The organism is Methylobacillus arboreus (genome assembly GCF_020532725.1).
In the GTDB taxonomy this organism is placed as follows: domain Bacteria; phylum Pseudomonadota; class Gammaproteobacteria; order Burkholderiales; family Methylophilaceae; genus Methylobacillus; species Methylobacillus arboreus.
In genome coordinates, this window is record NZ_JAJAVC010000011.1 from 340881 (window position 1) to 359818 (window position 18938).

At 52.9% G+C, this 18938-nt stretch carries 16 protein-coding genes; 8 read left to right on the forward strand and 8 right to left on the reverse strand.

Annotation, left to right across the window (positions count from 1 at the left end; genetic code table 11):
• Positions 1–4 precede the first annotated feature (4 nt).
• The 7 genes from LG198_RS12625 (at position 5) to LG198_RS12655 (ending at position 9169) form a co-directional block, all read left to right on the forward strand.
• Positions 5–1723, forward strand: a complete 1719-nt coding sequence (locus LG198_RS12625; protein ID WP_230343536.1) for a carbamoyltransferase family protein — start codon at positions 5–7, stop codon at positions 1721–1723.
• A gap of 143 nt (positions 1724–1866) precedes the next feature.
• Complete coding sequence (gene edd, locus LG198_RS12630; RefSeq protein WP_230343537.1) at positions 1867–3681, forward strand: phosphogluconate dehydratase; 1815 nt, start codon at positions 1867–1869, stop codon at positions 3679–3681.
• Positions 3682–3892: 211 nt separating this feature from the next.
• The gene (eda, locus tag LG198_RS12635; RefSeq protein WP_230343538.1) at positions 3893–4519 is read left to right on the forward strand and encodes a bifunctional 4-hydroxy-2-oxoglutarate aldolase/2-dehydro-3-deoxy-phosphogluconate aldolase; all 627 of its coding nucleotides are present in this window, start codon (positions 3893–3895) and stop codon (positions 4517–4519) included.
• A gap of 102 nt (positions 4520–4621) precedes the next feature.
• Positions 4622–5293 carry an HAD family hydrolase gene (locus LG198_RS12640; protein WP_230343539.1) on the forward strand — a complete coding sequence of 224 codons (672 nt, stop codon included), beginning with the start codon at positions 4622–4624 and terminating at the stop codon, positions 5291–5293.
• A complete protein-coding gene (locus LG198_RS12645; RefSeq protein ID WP_230343540.1) occupies positions 5284–7083 on the forward strand; it encodes a glycosyltransferase in 1800 nt (599 codons plus the stop codon). The genes LG198_RS12640 and LG198_RS12645 overlap by 10 nt, the downstream gene beginning before the upstream one ends.
• Positions 7059–8087, forward strand: coding sequence for a glycosyltransferase family 9 protein (locus LG198_RS12650; RefSeq protein ID WP_230343541.1), 1029 nt, complete (start codon positions 7059–7061; stop codon positions 8085–8087). The genes LG198_RS12645 and LG198_RS12650 overlap by 25 nt, the downstream gene beginning before the upstream one ends.
• Positions 8088–8113: 26 nt before the next feature.
• Positions 8114–9169, forward strand: a complete 1056-nt coding sequence (locus LG198_RS12655) for a CgeB family protein (protein WP_230343542.1) — start codon at positions 8114–8116, stop codon at positions 9167–9169.
• A gap of 13 nt (positions 9170–9182) precedes the next feature.
• Here LG198_RS12655 and LG198_RS12660 read toward each other — a convergent pair whose 3' ends face one another.
• The 8 genes from LG198_RS12660 to hrcA form a co-directional block, all read right to left on the reverse strand.
• Entirely contained in the window at positions 9183–10298 is a 1116-nt protein-coding gene (locus LG198_RS12660) for a hypothetical protein (protein WP_230343543.1), read from the reverse strand.
• Positions 10299–10357: 59 nt separating this feature from the next.
• The gene (locus tag LG198_RS12665) at positions 10358–11605 is read right to left on the reverse strand and encodes a glycosyltransferase family 4 protein (RefSeq protein WP_230343544.1); all 1248 of its coding nucleotides are present in this window, start codon (positions 11603–11605) and stop codon (positions 10358–10360) included.
• Positions 11500–12537, reverse strand: coding sequence for a lipopolysaccharide heptosyltransferase II (waaF, locus tag LG198_RS12670; protein WP_230343545.1), 1038 nt, complete (start codon positions 12535–12537; stop codon positions 11500–11502). Before waaF ends, LG198_RS12665 begins: the two co-directional genes overlap by 106 nt.
• Positions 12537–14021: a bifunctional D-glycero-beta-D-manno-heptose-7-phosphate kinase/D-glycero-beta-D-manno-heptose 1-phosphate adenylyltransferase HldE gene (hldE, locus tag LG198_RS12675; RefSeq protein ID WP_230343546.1), complete on the reverse strand. Its 1485-nt coding sequence runs from the start codon at positions 14019–14021 to the stop codon at positions 12537–12539. Before hldE ends, waaF begins: the two co-directional genes overlap by 1 nt.
• A gap of 11 nt (positions 14022–14032) precedes the next feature.
• Positions 14033–14596 carry a D-sedoheptulose 7-phosphate isomerase gene (locus tag LG198_RS12680; RefSeq protein WP_230343547.1) on the reverse strand — a complete coding sequence of 188 codons (564 nt, stop codon included), beginning with the start codon at positions 14594–14596 and terminating at the stop codon, positions 14033–14035.
• Positions 14597–14615: 19 nt separating this feature from the next.
• Complete coding sequence (gene rfaD / locus LG198_RS12685) at positions 14616–15596, reverse strand: ADP-glyceromanno-heptose 6-epimerase (protein ID WP_230343548.1); 981 nt, start codon at positions 15594–15596, stop codon at positions 14616–14618.
• A 72-nt stretch (positions 15597–15668) separates the two neighbouring features.
• Entirely contained in the window at positions 15669–16703 is a 1035-nt protein-coding gene (hemH, locus tag LG198_RS12690) for a ferrochelatase (protein WP_230343549.1), read from the reverse strand.
• A 155-nt stretch (positions 16704–16858) separates the two neighbouring features.
• Positions 16859–17878, reverse strand: a complete 1020-nt coding sequence (gene hrcA, locus LG198_RS12695) for a heat-inducible transcriptional repressor HrcA (RefSeq protein WP_230343550.1) — start codon at positions 17876–17878, stop codon at positions 16859–16861.
• 177 nt (positions 17879–18055) lie between these two features.
• Here hrcA and LG198_RS12700 point away from each other — a divergent pair, with 177 nt between their 5' ends.
• The gene (locus LG198_RS12700; protein ID WP_230343551.1) at positions 18056–18919 is read left to right on the forward strand and encodes an NAD kinase; all 864 of its coding nucleotides are present in this window, start codon (positions 18056–18058) and stop codon (positions 18917–18919) included.
• Positions 18920–18938 lie beyond the last annotated feature (19 nt).

An 18938-nucleotide genomic window follows, 5' to 3' on the forward strand; every position in this document is an offset into this window, starting at 1 on the left:
ACGAATGATCATTCTAGGTTTATCAGGCGCGTTGGGGCATGATGCCTCGGCCGCTATTATTGTCGATGGAAAAATCGTGGCGGCGGCAGAGGAAGAGCGCTTCATCCGCGACAAGCATGCCAAGAACAAGTTTCCGCTGGAAGCTGCCCGCTACTGCTTGCGCGAGGCCGGCGTGCGGCCTGAACAGGTTGATATCGTCGCGTTCCCCTATGGCGAGATTCCCTTGAGCAGTGGCGCGCGCTGGCATTATGCCAAGCGCTACTGGTATGCGCCTGACCGTGCATTGGATGCCTTGTTCAATGGCAACCGCCGCTTCCGCCGAAATCGTGACAAATCGCTTGCCCTGATGCGCGAGCTGGGCCTGACCAAGGCGCGCTTCGTGCCAGTGGAACACCACCTGGCCCATGCAAGTAGCGCCTATCACTTAAGCGGGTTCAAGGAAAAAACCGCGATTGTTGGCATTGACGGCAAGGGAGAGTATGCCACTACATTCTTCGGCTATGGCGAGAATGGCAAGATTCACAAGATCAAGGAATTCTACGATCCGGATTCCCTGGGCGGCATGTATGGCGCGATTACCGAGTACCTTGGTTTCGAGATGCTGGACGGCGAGTTCAAGGTGATGGGCATGGCGCCGTATGGCGATCCCAAGCGTTACGACTTGTCGCGCCTGGCCAAGTTCGAGAATGGCGAACTCAAGATCAATACCGATTACGTCAATGTGGTGGGCCTGCGCCGCTACAAGGAGAAGGGCAAAGGGTATTACTTCACGCCCAAACTGGTGGAATGGCTAGGGCCCAAGCGCCAGGGCGACGAGATTGACGACCCCTATATCCACTACGCAGCCTCCATACAGCAGTTGCTCGAAGACATTGCGCTGGAGATGATCGAGTATTACCTCGGCGACATCATCCGCGAGACGGGCCGCATTGCCATGGCGGGTGGCGTGGCGCTCAACGTCAAGCTCAACCAGCGCATCATCGGCTTGCCGCATGTGAAGGAGCTGTTCGTGCAGCCCGCCTCAGGCGATAACGGCACGTCACTCGGTGCGGCAAGCTATGTGGCTGCTGAGTCGGGCGAGCCGTTGGAGCCGATGCGTCATGCCTACCTTGGCCCGTCCTTTACCACTGAGGAATGTATTGCAGCCTGTGAGGCGCATCCTGCCAAGCCCAAGTTCCAGCGTGTGGAAAATGCGCCGCAGAAGGGTGCTGAGATTCTTTCCCAGGGCAATCCGCTTGCCTGGTTCCAGGGACGCATGGAGTTCGGCCCGCGCGCATTGGGCTGCCGCAGCATCCTCGGTGACCCCAGCCATCCGGGCGTGGCAGACCGCATCAACGCCCAGATCAAGTACCGCGAGCGCTGGCGGCCATTCTGCCCCAGCATGCTGGACCGTGTGGCGGCGGATATCCTGCAGACGGATCACCCCGCGCCTTACATGACATTCACTTTTGATGTGGCCGAACACTGGAAGCCGCGTATTCCCGAAGTGGTGCATGAAGACGGCACGGCGCGCGCGCAGATCGTCAGCAAGGACACCAATCCACGCTACTACGCGTTGATTGAAGAATTGGAACGCCTGCGCAATGTGCCTGTGATACTCAACACCTCACTTAACCGCCGTGGCGAGCCCATGATTTGCAGTCCTACAGACGCACTCAATATGTTTTACGGTTGCGATCTCGAATATCTCCTCATGGAAGATGTCCTTGTAACTAAGGGTTAGGCCGGATAAGGTTTGCAGTGGGGGTTTGTCCGCTGCAAACCCATGGTTTTTTTACCTTATCCCAGTCGTGGTTAATTTGACGATGCCTAGCGCTTTCAGCGATAATTCCTGGCTAAACTCAACTTTCCAGCAGCATAAAATTAATGACACAAACCCTGATAGAAGTCACTGAGCGCATTCGTGAGCGCAGTGCGCCCACCCGTAAGGCCTACCTGCAACGCATAGACCAGATCATCAACCGCACACGCGGCGCTGATCGTCTCGGCTGTGCGAATGTGGCGCACGCTTTCGCTGCCATGCCCAATAACGACAAATTCCGAGTTGTGGCAGAAAAAGCGCCGCATATCGGCATTGTCACGGCTTACAACGATATGTTGTCGGCGCACCAGCCTTATGAAACCTACCCTGCCATTATTCGTGATGAAGCTCGCAAATATGGTGCAACGGTACAGGTTGCGGGCGGTGTTCCTGCCATGTGTGATGGCATTACGCAAGGGGAGCCGGGCATGGAACTCAGCTTGTTCTCCCGCGATACCATTGCCATGAGTACGGCAATTTCCCTGTCTCATGATGTATTCGATGCGGCTTTGCTACTGGGCATCTGTGACAAGATTGTGCCCGGCTTGCTTATCGGTGCGTTGCATTTCGGTCATCTGCCCTGTGTGTTTGTCCCTGCCGGCCCGATGGCAACAGGGATTGATAACACTACCAAGTCCAAGGTGCGCGAGAAATACGCCCAGGGCCTGGTGGGCCGTGAAGAGTTGCTTGCCTCCGAGTCTGCGGCCTATCACGGCGCTGGCACCTGTACTTTCTTCGGCACTGCCAACAGCAACCAGATGCTGATCGAAGCCATGGGCCTGCATGTGCCTGGCGCTGCCTTTGTTCACCCGCATGACGACATGCGTGAATTATTGACCCGTGAATCGGTCAAGACGGTGCTATCCATCACCAAGGGACAGCGTTTCACGCCAATTGGCAAGATGGTGGATGAACGTGTCATCGTCAATGCCATCGTGGCGCTGCTGGCTACCGGCGGCAGTACCAATCACCTGATCCACTGGGTCGCGGTGGCGCGTGCGGCCGGTATCATCATCGACTGGTCTGACTTCTCCAAGCTGTCGCAAAATACGCCATTGCTGGCGCGTGTTTACCCTAATGGTACTGCAGACGTGAACCAGTTCCAGACTGCAGGCGGCCCCAGCTTCGTGATCCGTGAGCTGGTTGATGCTGGCTATATGCACGGCGATGTGAATTCAGTGGTAATCGGCGGCTTGCGTGATTTCGGCAAGAAGCCGGTCAAGTCCGACGATGGCCTGATCTGGGTAGACTTGCCCAAGGAAAGCCCGGACGAAACCATTGTGCGCAATACCTCCAAGCCATTCAGCGAATCCGGCGGCCTGCGCTTGCTGACCGGCAACCTGGGCCGGTCCGTGATCAAGAGTTCTGCTGTGCCGGAAGATCGGCAGATCATTGAAGCGCCTGCGATTGTTTTCAATGGCCAGGAAGAACTGCTGGCTGCGTTTGAGCGTGGCGAGCTAGAAAAAGACTTTATCGCTGTCGTTCGCTTCCAAGGCCCGCGTGCCAATGGCATGCCGGAGTTGCATAAATTGACACCTCCGTTGTCCGTGTTGCAAGGCAAGGGCTACCGTGTTGCCATTGTGACTGATGGCCGTATGAGTGGCGCTTCTGGCAAAGTGCCCGCCGCGATCCACTTGAGCCCCGAGGCCTTGGCTGGTGGGGCAATCGGCAAGATTCGCACTGGCGACCTGATCCGCCTCAATGCGATTGTCGGCACCCTGAATGCCCTGGTGGATGACGAAGAATGGCAGGCCCGTTCTGTGGCCGTCATGACTGAGGCGCAACGCAATAACAATGGCCATGGCATTGGCCGTGAGCTGTTTGGCGGGATGCGCAGGAATGTACATTCGGCCGAAGAAGGCGCCGTCACCTGGTTGTAAGCCATTTGAAAATACGCGGGGGACTTCGTTGTTTTTCGCTTGCCGTACTAACGTACTGTCTGCGCTCAAACGCCTCGTCCGCCGCGATTTTGAAATGGCCTGTATTTCTGCTTCAGAATTGACGTAACTACAGATTTATTCAGATATTCCGGTCTCAACGATGTTGAACAACATTCGCAGCTTTTTAATAATTAACCCATAGGTATTGAATATGAGCACACTAGATTTAGCCAACCATGGCCCCGTAATCCCGGTCATCGTCATCAACAAGGTGGAAGATGCTGTGCCTATGGCAGAAGCCTTGCTTGAAGGCGGCATCAAGGTGCTGGAAGTGACCTTGCGTACCCCAGTGGCCCTGCAAGCGATGGAAGCCATTGCCAAGGCTGTGCCGGATGCTATTCTCGGTGCCGGTACGGTACGCAGCATCAAGGATGCCCAGGCCAGCAAGGATGTGGGCTGTCAGTTTGCGGTCAGCCCTGGCTATATTAGTGAGTTGGGTCGCGCTGCACGTGAAATCGGCTTGCCATTGTTGCCGGGCGTGTCTACCGGCAGTGAAATCATGCAGGCCAATGCCGATGATTATTACTTCCTCAAATTGTTCCCAGCCGTTGCCGTGGGCGGTATCAACCTGCTCAAGGGCTTTGCCGGCCCGTTCGGCGACGTGAAATTCTGCCCGACTGGCGGGGTGACGGTGGATTCTGCTCCGCAATTTCTTGCATTGCCTAACGTGGTGGTTTGCGGTGGCACGTGGTTGACGCCGGCAGATGCCGTGGCACGCAAGGATTGGGCGCACATCACCAAGCTGGCACGTGAAGCCAGCGCAATCAAGGCAGCTTAGTCTTAATGTATTACAGGCCCCGATGGGGCGTGTGTATTACATCAATGCGGCCAGAGTCTGTGGTCGCGCTTAGCGGGTGTCATCTGAACCTCAGGTAGTTATATGCTGAATCTCGACCAATATCGTACCTTGGTGTTTGATTGTGATGGCGTCATCCTCAATTCCAATCATCTGAAAATTGAGGCCTACTTTGCCACCGCCAAGAACTTTGGCGCGAGTGATCAGGCGGCCCAGGCGCTGGTTGACTACCATATCAAGCTGGGCGGTATTTCCCGCTTCGTCAAATTCGAGTATTTCCTCAATGAAATCCTGAAAAAACCATCAACGCAGGCGGATGTGGATTTTTTGCTGGAGGATTTTGGCCGTGAAGTGCGCAAGCGCCTGGCTACTTGTGAGATTGCACCGGGGCTTGAGCAATTGCGTGAAAAGACGGCTGCAAGCAATTGGCTGGTGATTTCCGGTGGTGACCAGGAGGAGTTACGGGCGATTTTTGCCGAACGTAATCTAATGTCACTTTTTGATGGTGGCATTTTCGGCAGTCCAGATAACAAGGACCAGATCATGGCACGCGAGATCGGACATGATAATATCCGTCAGCGTGCAATGTTTATCGGGGATAGCCGCTATGATCATGAATCCTCAAGCCGTGCCGGGCTTGATTTTGTCTTCCTGTATGCCTGGACAGATTTCCCTGATTGGCAGGCGTATTGCTCCAGCCATGACATCAAAGTGCTCCCCGATATCAACACCTTGCTAACACAAGCATGCAATTGATACCCGGTTGGAATATCCGCAGTAGCCAGATCCTGTCTCGGGAGAACTTTGCACAATTGTGCATGAATGCCGAGGTACTAGAGCAGGATGAGCGCGGTATCAAGGTACTGCAACTGGAGAACGGGCATATCTTCAAGGTATTTCGTGTGCGCCATATCTTTAGCCTTGCCCGGGTATATTCCTATGCGCGCCAGTTCTGTCACAATGCGGATCGGCTCAAGACGCTGGCAATACCTACTGTTGAAGTCATGCAGCTGTTCCATTTCGAGGAAACCAGTGATACCGCCGTACTCTACAAGCCTTTGCCTGGACATACCTTGCGTCAACTCAGTATGTCTAGCTTGTTGAGTCTGGAATTGATGCAGGATTTTGGCCGCTTTGTCGCGCGCTTGCATCAAGATGGCATATATTTCCGTTCCCTGCATTTCGGCAATGTGGTGAGAACCCCACAAGGGGAGTTTGGCCTGATTGATATCGCTGACCTCAATGCGTATCGGTATAGCCTAACTGAATCGCAGCGCGCCCGTAACTTCCGCCATTTGCAGCGCTATCGCGACGACTGGATGGTATTGCCGATTGCTAGCCGGAAAGCGTTTGCAGACAGCTATTTCTCAACCAGTCAATTACCGGCCAAGATGGAATCCATCCTCAGGCCGAATTTCAATTCTTGTCCGGCGGTTGATATGTACGTTCTGCACATCTGTCACAGCTATTACCCGCCTTTTCTTGATTGCGCCCGTCAATATGCTGCCTTGTTCAAAGATAGCCCTTACAAGGTTGTAACCGTCTATCTTACCGGCAGGCCTGATCCCGAAGTCGAGCGGGGTAGTGCCTCTGATGAAGTGATTTTCCTCGGATATAGCAGCAAGCAAGTGAGAGGACTCAAACTGGGGGCGATTGCGCGTATCCGTAAGCTGGTAAAAAGTCGGAACTTTGCATTTTGTATTGCCCACCGCGCCAAACCAACCTATGTGGCTTTGCTGGCGACCAATTTGCCAGTGGTGAGCGTACACCACAACTACAATGACTTCGGACGTGTTTCGCGTCGCCTGTTGGTCAATCTTTGCCGGAAACGCTTATTGATGCTCTGTGTATCAAACTCTGTCCGTGATGAAATGCGCCGACATCTCAGGCATTGGCCTGCCGAGCAAATCCAGACGTTGTATAACCGTATCGACCTTGATGCGGTAAAGCAGTCCTTGTTGCCAAGAGGGCAGGCGCGTCAGGTTCTTGAGTTGGATGATGATGCCTATGTCATTGCCAATGTCGGGCGCTTGCATCGGGACAAGGATCAAGCCACCTTGCTGCGCGGATTTTCGCAGGCATTGCCTAGTTTGCCTGCAAATGCATTGCTCCTCATTTTGGGTAAAGGGCCGCTTGAGCAGGAGCTTAAGGCACTAGCCAAGACACTGGAGATTGCTGAAAAGGTCAGGTTCGCAGGACAGGTGCCGGATGCCAGACGTTATTTCAAGGCATTCGACTTGTTTGTATTGGCCTCGGATCACGAGCCCTTCGGCATGGTCTTGCTTGAGGCCATGGCGGCTGAATTGCCTATCATCTGTAGCGATAGCGGAGGAGGGGCCGAGGTAGTTAGGGATTTTGCCAAATTTTTTACATTGGGCAATGAGGAATCGCTGTCCAAAGCAATGGTGGAGGTTGTGACAGCCATTGACGAGTATCCGCTAAAGACGTCATCTGAGATATTGTCGAGTAAGTTTTCGGACGATGCGGCAAGAGTTAGATTCTTTCAGTTAATCAATACATCATGGATGATCGACAAAAAACGATAACTGCCCGTATTGCGCTGGTATCATTCAGTTCCTTAGGTGATGGGTTGGTCTATTACATGCTGGCAGAGAATCTACGGCAACATGGATATGACATTACTTTGTATGGAGACATTGCCTACCAGTTACGCGATTGGATGCCTCACTTAAAAGTCAGGCCATACCCGGTTGATGGTAAGTTTGATGTTGCCATGAGCCAATATCATCATGTCATCATGAGCCCGCCCAATTCGCTTCGTAGAGTTTTATCTGGGGAGTATCTGGAACAGGCCAAGAGAAAATGGCTTTTGCTATGCCAGAAAGCGCCGCAGGCATGGTGCTATGATCATTTAATCCAAGACCTCAAGCAAAAACTTCCCGCAAGCGTGTTTTCCCAGCTTGAGCCAATGCTGGCTTGCGGGTCGTCGATTCGCTTCAGGAAATTTCCCCGAGGCAGCTCTCTAGTTGATGTCTGTGTAGCCTTTATGCGAGAGAGGCTGGGGTTGCAGCATGCAACGAGAGATGTCAGCTTGCATGCGCCGGAACACCTGATATATAGGCGCCATCCTCAGCGCGTGGTCATTAGTCCGGATTCTGCCTGGCCGGAAAAAAAAGACTGGATGCCATCGTCTTTCGTGAAAACTGCAAGATTATTGCAGGCACATGGGTATCAACCAGTATTCACTGTCGCGCCGCTCAATCATCAGCGTTGGGACGAAATTCTTCAGGGCGAATTCATGCATGCAAAGTTCAGCAATATTAATGAGCTTGCTTCGTTTATTTATGAATCAGGGGCTCTCATTTGCAATGACTCGGGCAGCGGGCATCTTGCTTCAATCCTGCGTGTTCCGGTAGTGACCGTTTATCGCAAGCGTAACCGTGAGTTTTTATGGCGTCCAAGTTGGGGTAAAGGGATCGTTGTAACCCCGCGGTTTGTATTGCCATGGTTAGGAGAAGATATTTGGCGTCCTTTCATTCGTCCTGTTGATGTATTGCGTGCTTTACAAGAGTTGATCCAGAAAAAATAGATGCTCACCAAAGTAAAGGTCTAGCCATGAAAAAACTATTGATTCTTGATGGTATCTCAGGGGTACCCTTGGGCGGGGATTTGAAACGTGCTTTTCTAAATATAGGCATCAATGCTGAATATTATGATTTGGCAAAAATACCGCGGATTGCGCTTTATGGCGTTAAATCCGGACTCGCTAAATTGGCGAACAGAATGCAGGATAAAAGCGGGGATACGTTTTTCTATCTGCCCAAAGGGGATCAGAAAACGATTGAGCGACTGATACAGGAAAGCAGGCCCGATGTAATTCTGGTAGTTGGTTTTCTATACAAATTCATTGATCCAGCAGTACTACGCTCATTGGCAGACCAGCATCACGCAGATTTGTATTTGTATGATACCGATAGTTGTAATTTGTACACCAAGCGTCGAGAGTTTGTTTTCTTCCTCGAGCGTGAACTGCCGGTGTATAAAAAGATATTCTCATGTTCGAAAGTGACCGCTGATTTTTTCAAGAAAACCAGGAAACTGGATGCAAGTTTTGCCCCATTTGGCTCGAATTTTATTGCATCTCCAACAACATCAGATGATAACAAGGCCCAAGATGTTGTGTTCGTTGGAAGTGGTGATTTGCGTAGAATCCTGGTGCTGGAGAGCATTCGTGAGCATGTGTCGATTTTTGGGAATCGGTGGAAACGCAATTTCCCGTTAATGTCCAAGGTGCTGATTGAGCGAGTGGATGACCGTCCTGTATGGGGGGATGAGCTGTATAAATTGTTGACCAGTGCCAAGATTGTGCTGAATATTACTCGCGGTCCTTATTATGCGGCAGGGACAGGGATTAATTTACGAATCTTTGAGGCTTTGGCCGCAGGTTGTTTTCTCATGACCGATTATTGCGATGAGATCGCTGGGTTATTCAAACCGGGCGAAGAAATCGAAACCTTTAATGGGCCAGTGGAATTGCAGGAAAAAGTGCGTTTTTATCTGGACCACCCCGAGCAAAGAATGCAAATTGCCAAGCATGGTCATGAAGCATTTCTCAAGCATTTTTCCTGGGAGCATCGGGCGCGAGCGATGCTGGAAACCATGCAGTCTTGATGTGTATGAACCTTTAAGGTTGCGTTAACTTTGCCCTGGCTGCTTGGTGTAATTGCTGTGAAATCAGTAATGCCAGTGGCAGGTGGAATACCAGCCAGCGCTGGTTAGGGCTGTGAACCAGGCTGCTGCCGTCAAAACAGAGTCCTGCCACACCCGCAATAAAATACCAAGCAGCCCATGACTGGGTTTGATAGCCCTTGATGGCAGCCCAGAAGGTAAGCATGACTAAAGGAATGAGGCCAATAAGGCCTGCCTTATAAAACTGGGTCACAAATACACTGTGCGGGTGCACCATTGTGAAACCATCATGCGAAATGTACTGGAATGCGTGATCAGGCCCGCATCCCAGCAAGAGGCCGCAGCGCAAGGTTTCTGTAATATATCCTGTCCAAATCTCTGGACGATAGACATTCCGGGATAGCAGGCTGTCGCCGATAGAAGTAAATGCAAATAAGCACACAACGGCGAGCAGTGCAGCCAAACTGGTCCCTGCAATAGCAAGCTGGGTCTGGCGGGAATTGAGGTGATGCCGATAAAGGCTGATATAGGTTATTAGGCTGATGACAGCCCAGATGACCAGGATGCTGCGAGTTTGCAGGAGGGTGAGGCTAACGCCTAATACCAATATATGAGCAAGCAATACGCTGCGATATTTTTTTGCTTGCATACCCAGTAGTGTAATGATTGCGAGCATGCCTCCCATGGCATTGGTGGCATAGATGACATTTTCCAGTTTTGAACTAAGGTCTCCCAGGCGATCTCCCGGGATCCATCTTCCTTGATGGTATTGCCAAAGCATATTGAAAATTACATATGCAATGATCAGGCCCAAATATCCCCAGGAGGCGATGTAAGCAGTGCGGTCATTGATTTCTGGCAACCTTGCGACGGCAATGAAGAACAGCAGGACAATCAGGCTGAATTTGGCTTGCCGGAGCGGATCACCGCTACCTAGGAATGCAGCCAGTACCAAGCTCAGGATGACGAACAGTAAACCTTGCGCCAGTCGATTGCTGAATAGCCTCTTGATGTCGCTGAAGCGCAATGAGATCAAGGCGGGAAGGAATAAAATCAGGTAACTTACATTGTTGTGCGCTTGGGAGCCTGAGACCACTAAAAAGCTGATCATCCAGACACCTACTGCGTATAAGGCAAAAGTAGGGCTGCGTAAAAATTCAATAAATTTCATTAGCTCATATTTTTCTTTAAGTGGCTTTCAATCAATGTACGGTAGTTGAAGCGGTAAGTGTCAATACTGTGATGATTTGAAAGGAACCGAAATGCTTGTTGTCCCTTGTTCTCTAACTCGGATGCATCAAGCGTCGCATATTCTGTGAGTGCTTGTGTTAACGCATCAATATCCTCAGGCGCTACCGTTATTCCTCCAGCGCCAACGATCACATCGTGCATTTCAGGAATGTCTGAAGCGATAACCGGCAGGTGGCCACTGATGCCTTCCATCAGCGCGAGTGGCAGCCCTTCTTTTAATGATGGCATTGCCCAAATATCGAAGGCTCTAACGTATTGCAAGGCATTTTCTCGAAATCCAAGCAAGTGGACTTTGTCATTTAGTCCCAGAGATGCGATCTGATTTCTTAGGTTTTGCTCTTCCGGGCCTTTGCCGATGATGCCAATGTGCAGATCAGGAAATTGGTGCTGAATGTTTGCTAATGCCGCAATCAGGAAACGATGACCCTTCCGTGCAAAAAGCTGCCCAATAGCACCAACAATGAGTTTGTCTTGAGGAAGGTTGAGTGCTTGCCGTGCACCTTGTTTGTCCAATTGGGATGCTTCAGCTTTGGTGATGTCGATCGCATTGGGGATTGCATGCGTATTATGTTCATTGAATCCGCTTTTATACGCTATCAAGCAATTCTTTACAGCATCGGATACACCGACAAAATGCCAGTGTTTGTCAGTCAGCAGTCTGACTTGGAACCTGCGGTAGGGACGGTGATACTCATTCAGAACATGTGAGACCCCAACGCACAATGGGATATGCAGTATTTTATTAAGTTGCAGCACCATGCTAACCACTTTGAAACGGTTGCAGATGACGACATCAAATTGGTTTGCCTTGCAGAACTTGTAGAGTTGCCAAAGAGCGCTGAGCCTGAGCCCGTGCATCTTTGTGTCGGGAAGTTCAAAATAGTGCTCATGCTCGGCAATACTGTGTGGTTGGCTCCCTGTAGGTTTCCCCGAGAGATAAGCACAAGTGACCTCAAATTGGTCTGTTGGCAGGCTTTTGACAATTTGCTCCCCAAGGTCGGAAACATCGTTTGTTTTGACGTTGTAATCTGGATGAAGCTGTAAAACTTTTATTCGTTGTTTCATTGGCCGGAAGGTGTTGAAGATAGCAGTTCTGAAATAACTACTTGAGGCAGAATTTGTTTTAAGCAATTCAAATGCCCCAACGGACATTTGCGCTGAAAGCATGGGCTGCATTCCAACCCGAGATATTCGATCACAGCCTTGCTGGTCATTGGCGGTGTGTGGTGCGGGTCTGAGGAGCCGTAAATGGCCACTAATTTTTTATCCAATGCGGCTGCGACATGCATTAGGCCGGAGTCATTGCTGACCACGGCATCGCAGAGCGACATCAGGTCGATGGCATCTCCGAGCTTGGTTCTTCCACCCAAGTCCAGGCAAATCATATTGCTCAGACGATTGATTTGGGCGGTGAAAGGGACATCCTTCTCAGAACCAAACAGCCAGACTGCCCAGCCCCTGGCATGCGCAGCCCTTGCAACCTCGGCATAATATTCGATTGGCCAGCGTTTGGCCTCGCCATATTCTGCCCCTGGGCAAAGCCCGAGGATCGGCGTTTGCGGTTGGGATATGCCTAGTTTTTGCAAGCAAGCAACGGCATTGTCACGGTTGGCAACCAAACTTGGGTTCGGGATCGGACTGGTAGATGCGGTATGTTTCGTCATTCCCAGTGCAACGAAGCGGTCTACAGTGCGGGGCAGCTTAGTTTTATCCAGGGGACGAATGTCATTGAGCAGGCCATAACGCATTTCACCCAGGAAACCCGTGCGCTGCTTGATACCGGTTGCGGCAGGCAGTATCGCGGATTTCAAGGAGTTGGTAAGCATGATGGATTGGGTGTAGTGGCGCTCTTTCAGGCTGCGCCCAAAGCGGATGCGCTCCTTCAGTGCAAGCTCACCATGCTTGAAGGGCAGGGCGATGCCTGCACTAACCTCAGGCATGCGGTCCAGCAGCGGTAGCGTCCAGGCCGGAGCGGCAACCTCAATCTCGCAATCGGGGTTTTGCTGTTTCAGGGTTTTGAACAGGCTTTGCGCAAGCACCATATCGCCTACCCAGGAAGGGCCCATGACCAGAATTTTATCTTTATGGGCCTCTGCCATCAGGATGCGAGTTTCTGGATGATGTTGCTGGTGCTGCGGCCGGGTACGACATCGATCAGGGCGACCTTGCCGCCCCATGACTTGACTTCTGCGCCGCCCACTACCTGATCTTCGGTATAGTCGCTGCCCTTGACGATAACATCCGGACGCACGGCCTTGATCAGCTCCATCGGTGTGTCTTCATCAAACAGGATGACTGCATCCACGGACTCCAGCGCGGCCAGCACCCGTGCGCGGTCGGATTCGTGGATGACGGGACGGCTTGGTCCCTTGAGCGCGCCGACTGAGCGGTCGGTATTGAGGCCCAGCACCAAGCGGTCACCGGTTTTGTGTGCGGCTTCCAGGTAGGTGACGTGGCCTGCGTGCAGAAGGTCGAAACAACCATTGGTGAAGACGATGCGTTCACCCTGCTGACGCCAGGTTTTCACTCGGGCGAGCAGGGTTTCCAGCGTGGGGCAGACTTTGTCTGCCTGGGCTGCGGACTGCTGCGAATGCAGCTCGCTTTCAAGTTCGGCCTTGCTGATGGGCACGGTGCCGACCTTGCCCACCACGATGCCGGCAGCGATATTAGCGAGTTCAATGGCGTCATGCAATGGGAGGCCATGGGCCAAGCCTGCGGTCAGGGTGGCGATCACGGTATCGCCAGCGCCAGAAACGTCGTATACCTGGCGAGCCGTGGCTGCCAGATGGGCGCTGCCGTGGTTATCCAGCACGCTGATCCCTTCCTCACCGCGTGTGACGGCCAGGAATTCGAGGTTGAGCGTCTTACGTAACTGCTCTGCCGAAGCGAGCAGGGTGGCGTTGTCAGTGATCGACAGATTGCAGGCTTCAGTGGTTTCACGTTTATTGGGAGTGAGGCCAGTTGCGCCTCGATATTTGCTGTAATCGCGCCCTTTCGGGTCAACCAGGACGGGAATGCCGGCTTCACGCGCCTGATGAATCACAAACTGGCTCAGCGTTTCACTGAGGACGCCTTTGGCATAGTCGGATAGGATAATGGCTGCCGGGCGCTCTGCAAGCGCAGTGGCAATGGTCGCTTGTAGGGCAGAATGCTCTTCTGCCGTGAGTGCCGAAGCATCTTCTTGATCTAGGCGCATCATTTGCTGGTGTCCACCCAGAATGCGCGTCTTGGTGATGGTCGGTCTTTGCCGGCTGTGATGGATATATTGCGTATCCACGTCAATGTGCTTCATCAGGCTGAGCAGGGTTGCGGCCTCATTGTCTTCACCTATCACCCCCGCAATTTTAGTCTTGATGCCCAGGCCGACCAGGTTTGCCGCTACATTGGCAGCGCCGCCAGCCCGTTCGTCCTGCGACGTGAGGAGCACAACCGGAACAGGCGCTTCAGGCGAGATACGTTGTACATCGCCGAACAGGTAGCGATCCAGCATAAGGTCGCCAACGACCAGGACCCACACGGGATCGTGACCAAAATGATGTTGAATAGTATTGAGGAAAGACTCGCGTGTATTGAGTGTCGTCATGTCAAAATATTTTAGTCAGCTTCAACCAGGTCACACAGGCTGTGCCCGATCAGGATGTGCGCTTCCTGGATGCGGGGCGTGTCACTGGTCGGCATGATCAATACCTGGTCGCACAGGCCGGCTAGCTTGCCGCCGGTGCCGCCTGTCATGCCTATAGTCACTGCACCGATTTCACGGGCTTTTTCAATGCCTGCCACCACGTTCTTGCTGTTGCCAGAAGTGGAAAAACCAATGACGAGGTCATGCGGCGTACAGAGCGCCTCGACCTGGCGCGAGAAAATGAAATCGAAGCCATAGTCATTGCCTACCGAAGTGAGGATGGATGTGTCGGTGGTCAGTGCAATGGCTGGCAGGCCACGGCGCTCCTTTTTGTAGCGGCCTACGATCTCGGCGGCGATATGCTGGCTGTCTGCCGCGCTGCCGCCGTTGCCGAACAGCAGGATTTTGCCGCCGCGCGCCAGGCAGGCGCGCATGGCCTCGGCCACGGCGGCAATTTCGGGCAGCAGCGGTTCCAGCGCCGCAATCACGGCCTGGTGTTCGCTAATGGCTTGTTTCAGTGTGTCAACAGCGCTCATGATGTTCTCCTGGATAGGCTCAGCAATAAGGGTCTGCTTGCAGAAGGTATTGCTGGACATAATCCTGCACGCCTTGTTCCAGGGTATGGAACGGTGTGTTATAGCCAGTATGTCTTAGCTTGCTGATATTGGCCTCGGTGAAGTATTGATACTTGCCCATGAGGTCTTGCGGCATGTTGATGTATTCGATGGCGGGCTCACGGCCCATGCTGGTCATCACCGCAGTGGCCAGGTCCTTGAAAGCTCGCGCCTCGCCCGTACCGATATTGAACAGGCCGGAATGTTGCGGTTGCTCAAGGAAATGTGCCATCACGGCAACCGCATCCTTGACGTAAACAAAGTCGCGCAACTGCATGCCATCCTCAAAGCCGGGTTTGTGGCTCTTGAACAGCTTGACATGTCCTTGGTCGCGGACCTGGTTGAAGGTATGGAAGGCGACACTGGCCATACGCTCCTTGTGGTATTCGTTGGGGCCGTAGACGTTGAAGAACTTGAAGCCGCACCATTGCGGCGGCGTGGCCAATCCTTCAGAGCACTGCCGCAGCGCCCATTGGTCGAAGAACTGCTTGGAATAGCCGTAGCCGTTGAGGGGGCGCAACTGGTCGATGGCGGATTCTTCGTCGTCATAGCCAAATTCTCCGCCGCCGTAAGTGGCTGCCGAACTGGCATAGAGAAAAGGCACCTCGTTCTCGGCACACCAGCCCCACAGCAATTGGCTGTAGCGAATGTTGTCCTGAACCAGTTTGTTGAAGTCTCGTTCGGTGGTCGCACTGATGGCGCCCATGTGGATGATGGCGTCTATTTTGCCTATCTTGGGCAGCCAGCCTAGGAGCTCGTCCTTATCCAAGTAATTGGCATAACGCCTGTGGCACAGGTTCTGCCACTGGTCAGGATGTGAGAGGCTGTCCACGATCACAATATCGTCGCGTTGATGCACGGTATTGAGATGCCAGGCCATCATGCTGCCTATCATGCCTGCGCCGCCGGTGATGACTATCATTGCTTGAGTCCGTTTATAGCTAATTCGGGATTATATCAAATGCCCACCGCTTGGGCGTGGGCTTTACGCTGTTTAGCGAGGTGTAACCCAGCCTTGCAGATTGTCGATTGCGATCTCGCACATGGCCTTGATCCAGGTATCACGGTCATTGAGGGCGGGAATGTAGTGGTACTCACCGCCGCCTGCCTCCAGGAACAGGCTTTTGCCCTCCATGGCGATTTCTTCCAGGGTTTCCAGGCAGTCGCTGGAAAAGCCGGGGCAAACCACATCGACCCGGCGCAATTTCTGTCGTCCTAGCTCTTCAATGCTGGGCGCGAAATAAGGCTGCAACCATTCGGCTGCGCCAAAGCGGGACTGGAACGCGATCAAATATTGGTCTGTGCTTAAGCCCAGCGCTTCTGCAATCAATCTGCCGCTTACCAGGCACTGCCCATGGTAGGGATCGCCCAGGTCGCGTGTGCGTCGTGGCACGCCGTGAAAGCTCAGCACCAGTTTTTCCGGTTTGCCGTGCTCCTGCCAATAGAGCCGGATGCTTTCTGCTACTGCGGAGATATAAGCCGGGTGGGCGTGATAGTCGCGTATGGTGCGTATTTCAGGCATGTTGCGCGTGCGCAGCAGGGTACGCATGGCATCGTCAATGGCCGAGGCGCTGCTGCTGGCAGCATATTGCGGGTAAAGCGGGAATAGAAGGATGCGGTTACAGTTCCTTGCCTTGAGTTTTGCAATGGCCGAACCAATCGAGGGTTGGCCGTAGCGCATGCCAAGCTCAACGGCATAAGGTGAGGCAATGCGCTCATGCAGGTAGCCTGCCAGCAATTTGGCCTGTTTTTGGCTATTCACCATCAGTGGCGACCCTTCAGGTTGCCATATCTGGGCATATTTGTGGGCAGACTGCCGCGGACGCAACGGGAGAATGAAAAGGTTGAGAATGAACCACCAGATGGTGCGCGGAATCTCGATCACGCGACGGTCACTGAGGAATTGGCGCAGGTAGGGGCGTAGCGCCTTGGCAGTCGGCGCAGTCGGCGTGCCCAGGTTCATGACCAGAATACCGGTATGTTCCGCTTCCTGTTCGGGAATGCTGGGTTCTTTCAGGTAAAAAGACATTCATTCTCCTCAAGTGGCGTTTAGAGCGGCTAACAAAACTCTCCCGGCGCTGTTGCTTTGCCTTGTCAAACTACTTGTACTGCCTGCGGCAAAGCGCCTAGCCAGGATTGCTTTGCTGAGTTTTGTTAGCTGCTCTTATGTATGCCGGGTTGTGGTTAATTGTTGGATAGGGCATTGGACAGCAGTCTGGCGGTGATGTCCACAATCGGGATTACCCGTTCATAGGCCATACGGGTTGGGCCAATCACGCCCAATGTGCCCAGTGTCTGACCATTTGCTTCGTAAGGGGCTGTGACCATGCTGCATTCATCAAGTGGCAGGTAGCCGGACTCACCGCCGATGAAAATCTGTACGCCAGCGGCGCGCTGGCTGTTATCCAGCAATTGCATAAGCGAAGTGCGGCGCTCGAACATCTCGAACAGCTTGCGCAGGGAGCTCACATTCGAGGAAAGATCCTGCACATTGAGCAGATTGCGTTCCCCGGCGATCACCACGCCATCCTTGCTGTTTTCCGCCGTCTTGCTGCTGGCTTCCAGTGCAGCGGCCATCAGACGCGTCATATCCGACTGCATTTGCTTCAATTCCTCATGCAGTTTCTGCTTGACCTCATCGAAGGTATTGCCGGCATAGTGCTGGTTGAAGAAGTTGCTGGCCTGGGTGAGTTCAGATGCGTTATAGGGCTTGTCTGCCAGGATGATACGGTTCTGCACATTACCGTCTGTACTGACGATAATCACCAGTATGCGCTTTTCCGACAGGGGCAGGAATTCCAGGTGGCGGAATGCGATACTCTGGCGCTTGGGGATCATGACCAGGCCAGCAAAATGGGTGAGGTTGGATAGCAGTTCCGCAGTGGAGTTGATCAGTTCCTGAGGGTCTGGCGAAGAAAGCTCGTTTTTAAGCTGGCGGATTTCCTGGCTTTGCAGTGGTTGTACCGTGAGCAAGCTGTCTACGAACAGGCGGTAGCCGCGCTGCGTGGGGACGCGTCCGGCCGAGGTATGGGGGCTGGCGATGAAGCCATGCTCCTCGAGTTCTGACATGATATTGCGGATCGATGCGGGGCTGAGGTCGAGCCCCGAAGCCACAGAAAGCGTGCGCGAGCCTACAGGCTGGCCGTCGCTGATGTAATGTTCAATCAGGGTCTTGAGCAATATCTGGGCGCGTTTATCTAGCATAGTCTTATAGGTGGGGATATGGCATTTCTAATTCAATATATGCTTGATGACTCTGATCCTGGATGAAAAAATTATCCGATACCGGCCAATCTCGCGCAATCTATTATTGATCTCGATAATTGATTTGACACACGGCAAGGGTTTTATACCTCAATCTTCTATGATTTAATGCCTGCCATGCAAAGCGCATTTCAGACAGTGGCATTGATCGGCAAGTATATGAACCCGGAAACCCGGGAGCAGATACTTGCCTTGGCGCGTTTTCTTGCCGAGCGCCAGGTAGGCGTGTTTATTGAAGAGAAAACTGCCCAGCACTCCAATATCAAGCGTTATACCACGCTGCAGATGAATGCCATCGGTGCTTATGCCGATCTGGCGATCGTGCTTGGCGGCGACGGCACCATGTTGACAGTGGCGCGCGCCCTGGTGGATTACAAGATTCCGCTTGTCGGCGTCAATCGTGGCCGTTTCGGGTTTCTCACTGATATCAATTCTGACCATATGCTGGAAGGGGTTGCGGGCATTCTTGACGGTAAATACGACACCGAACAGCGCATCCTGCTCGAGGCATGCATTGTGCGCGATGGCAAGACGGTTGGGCAGGGCTATGCGCTGAATGACGTGGTGGTGAACAAGAATGGCTTGGCGCGCCTGATCGAGCTTGAAATTCACATTGATGGACAATTTGTGCAGAGGCAGCGCTCGGACGGCCTGATCGTGGCGACGCCTACTGGCACTACCGCATATTCATTGTCTGCCGGCGGCCCTATTCTGCATCCCACATTGGATGCGATAGCGCTGGTGCCCATTTGCCCACACACCTTGAGCAACCGTCCGATTGCCATCAATAGCGCAAGCGAGGTGCTGATCCAGATCGTGCATGCCGAGGATGCCAGCGTGCATCTGGATGGACAAATGAAAATGGCATTGCAGCCAGGTGATCGCGTGCAAGTCAGGCGTGCAAAAAACACCATCACACTGTTACATCCGTCCGGACATAATCATTATGACGTCCTGCGCGAAAAGCTGCACTGGGGCTAGGGCGTGAATTTACTATGAA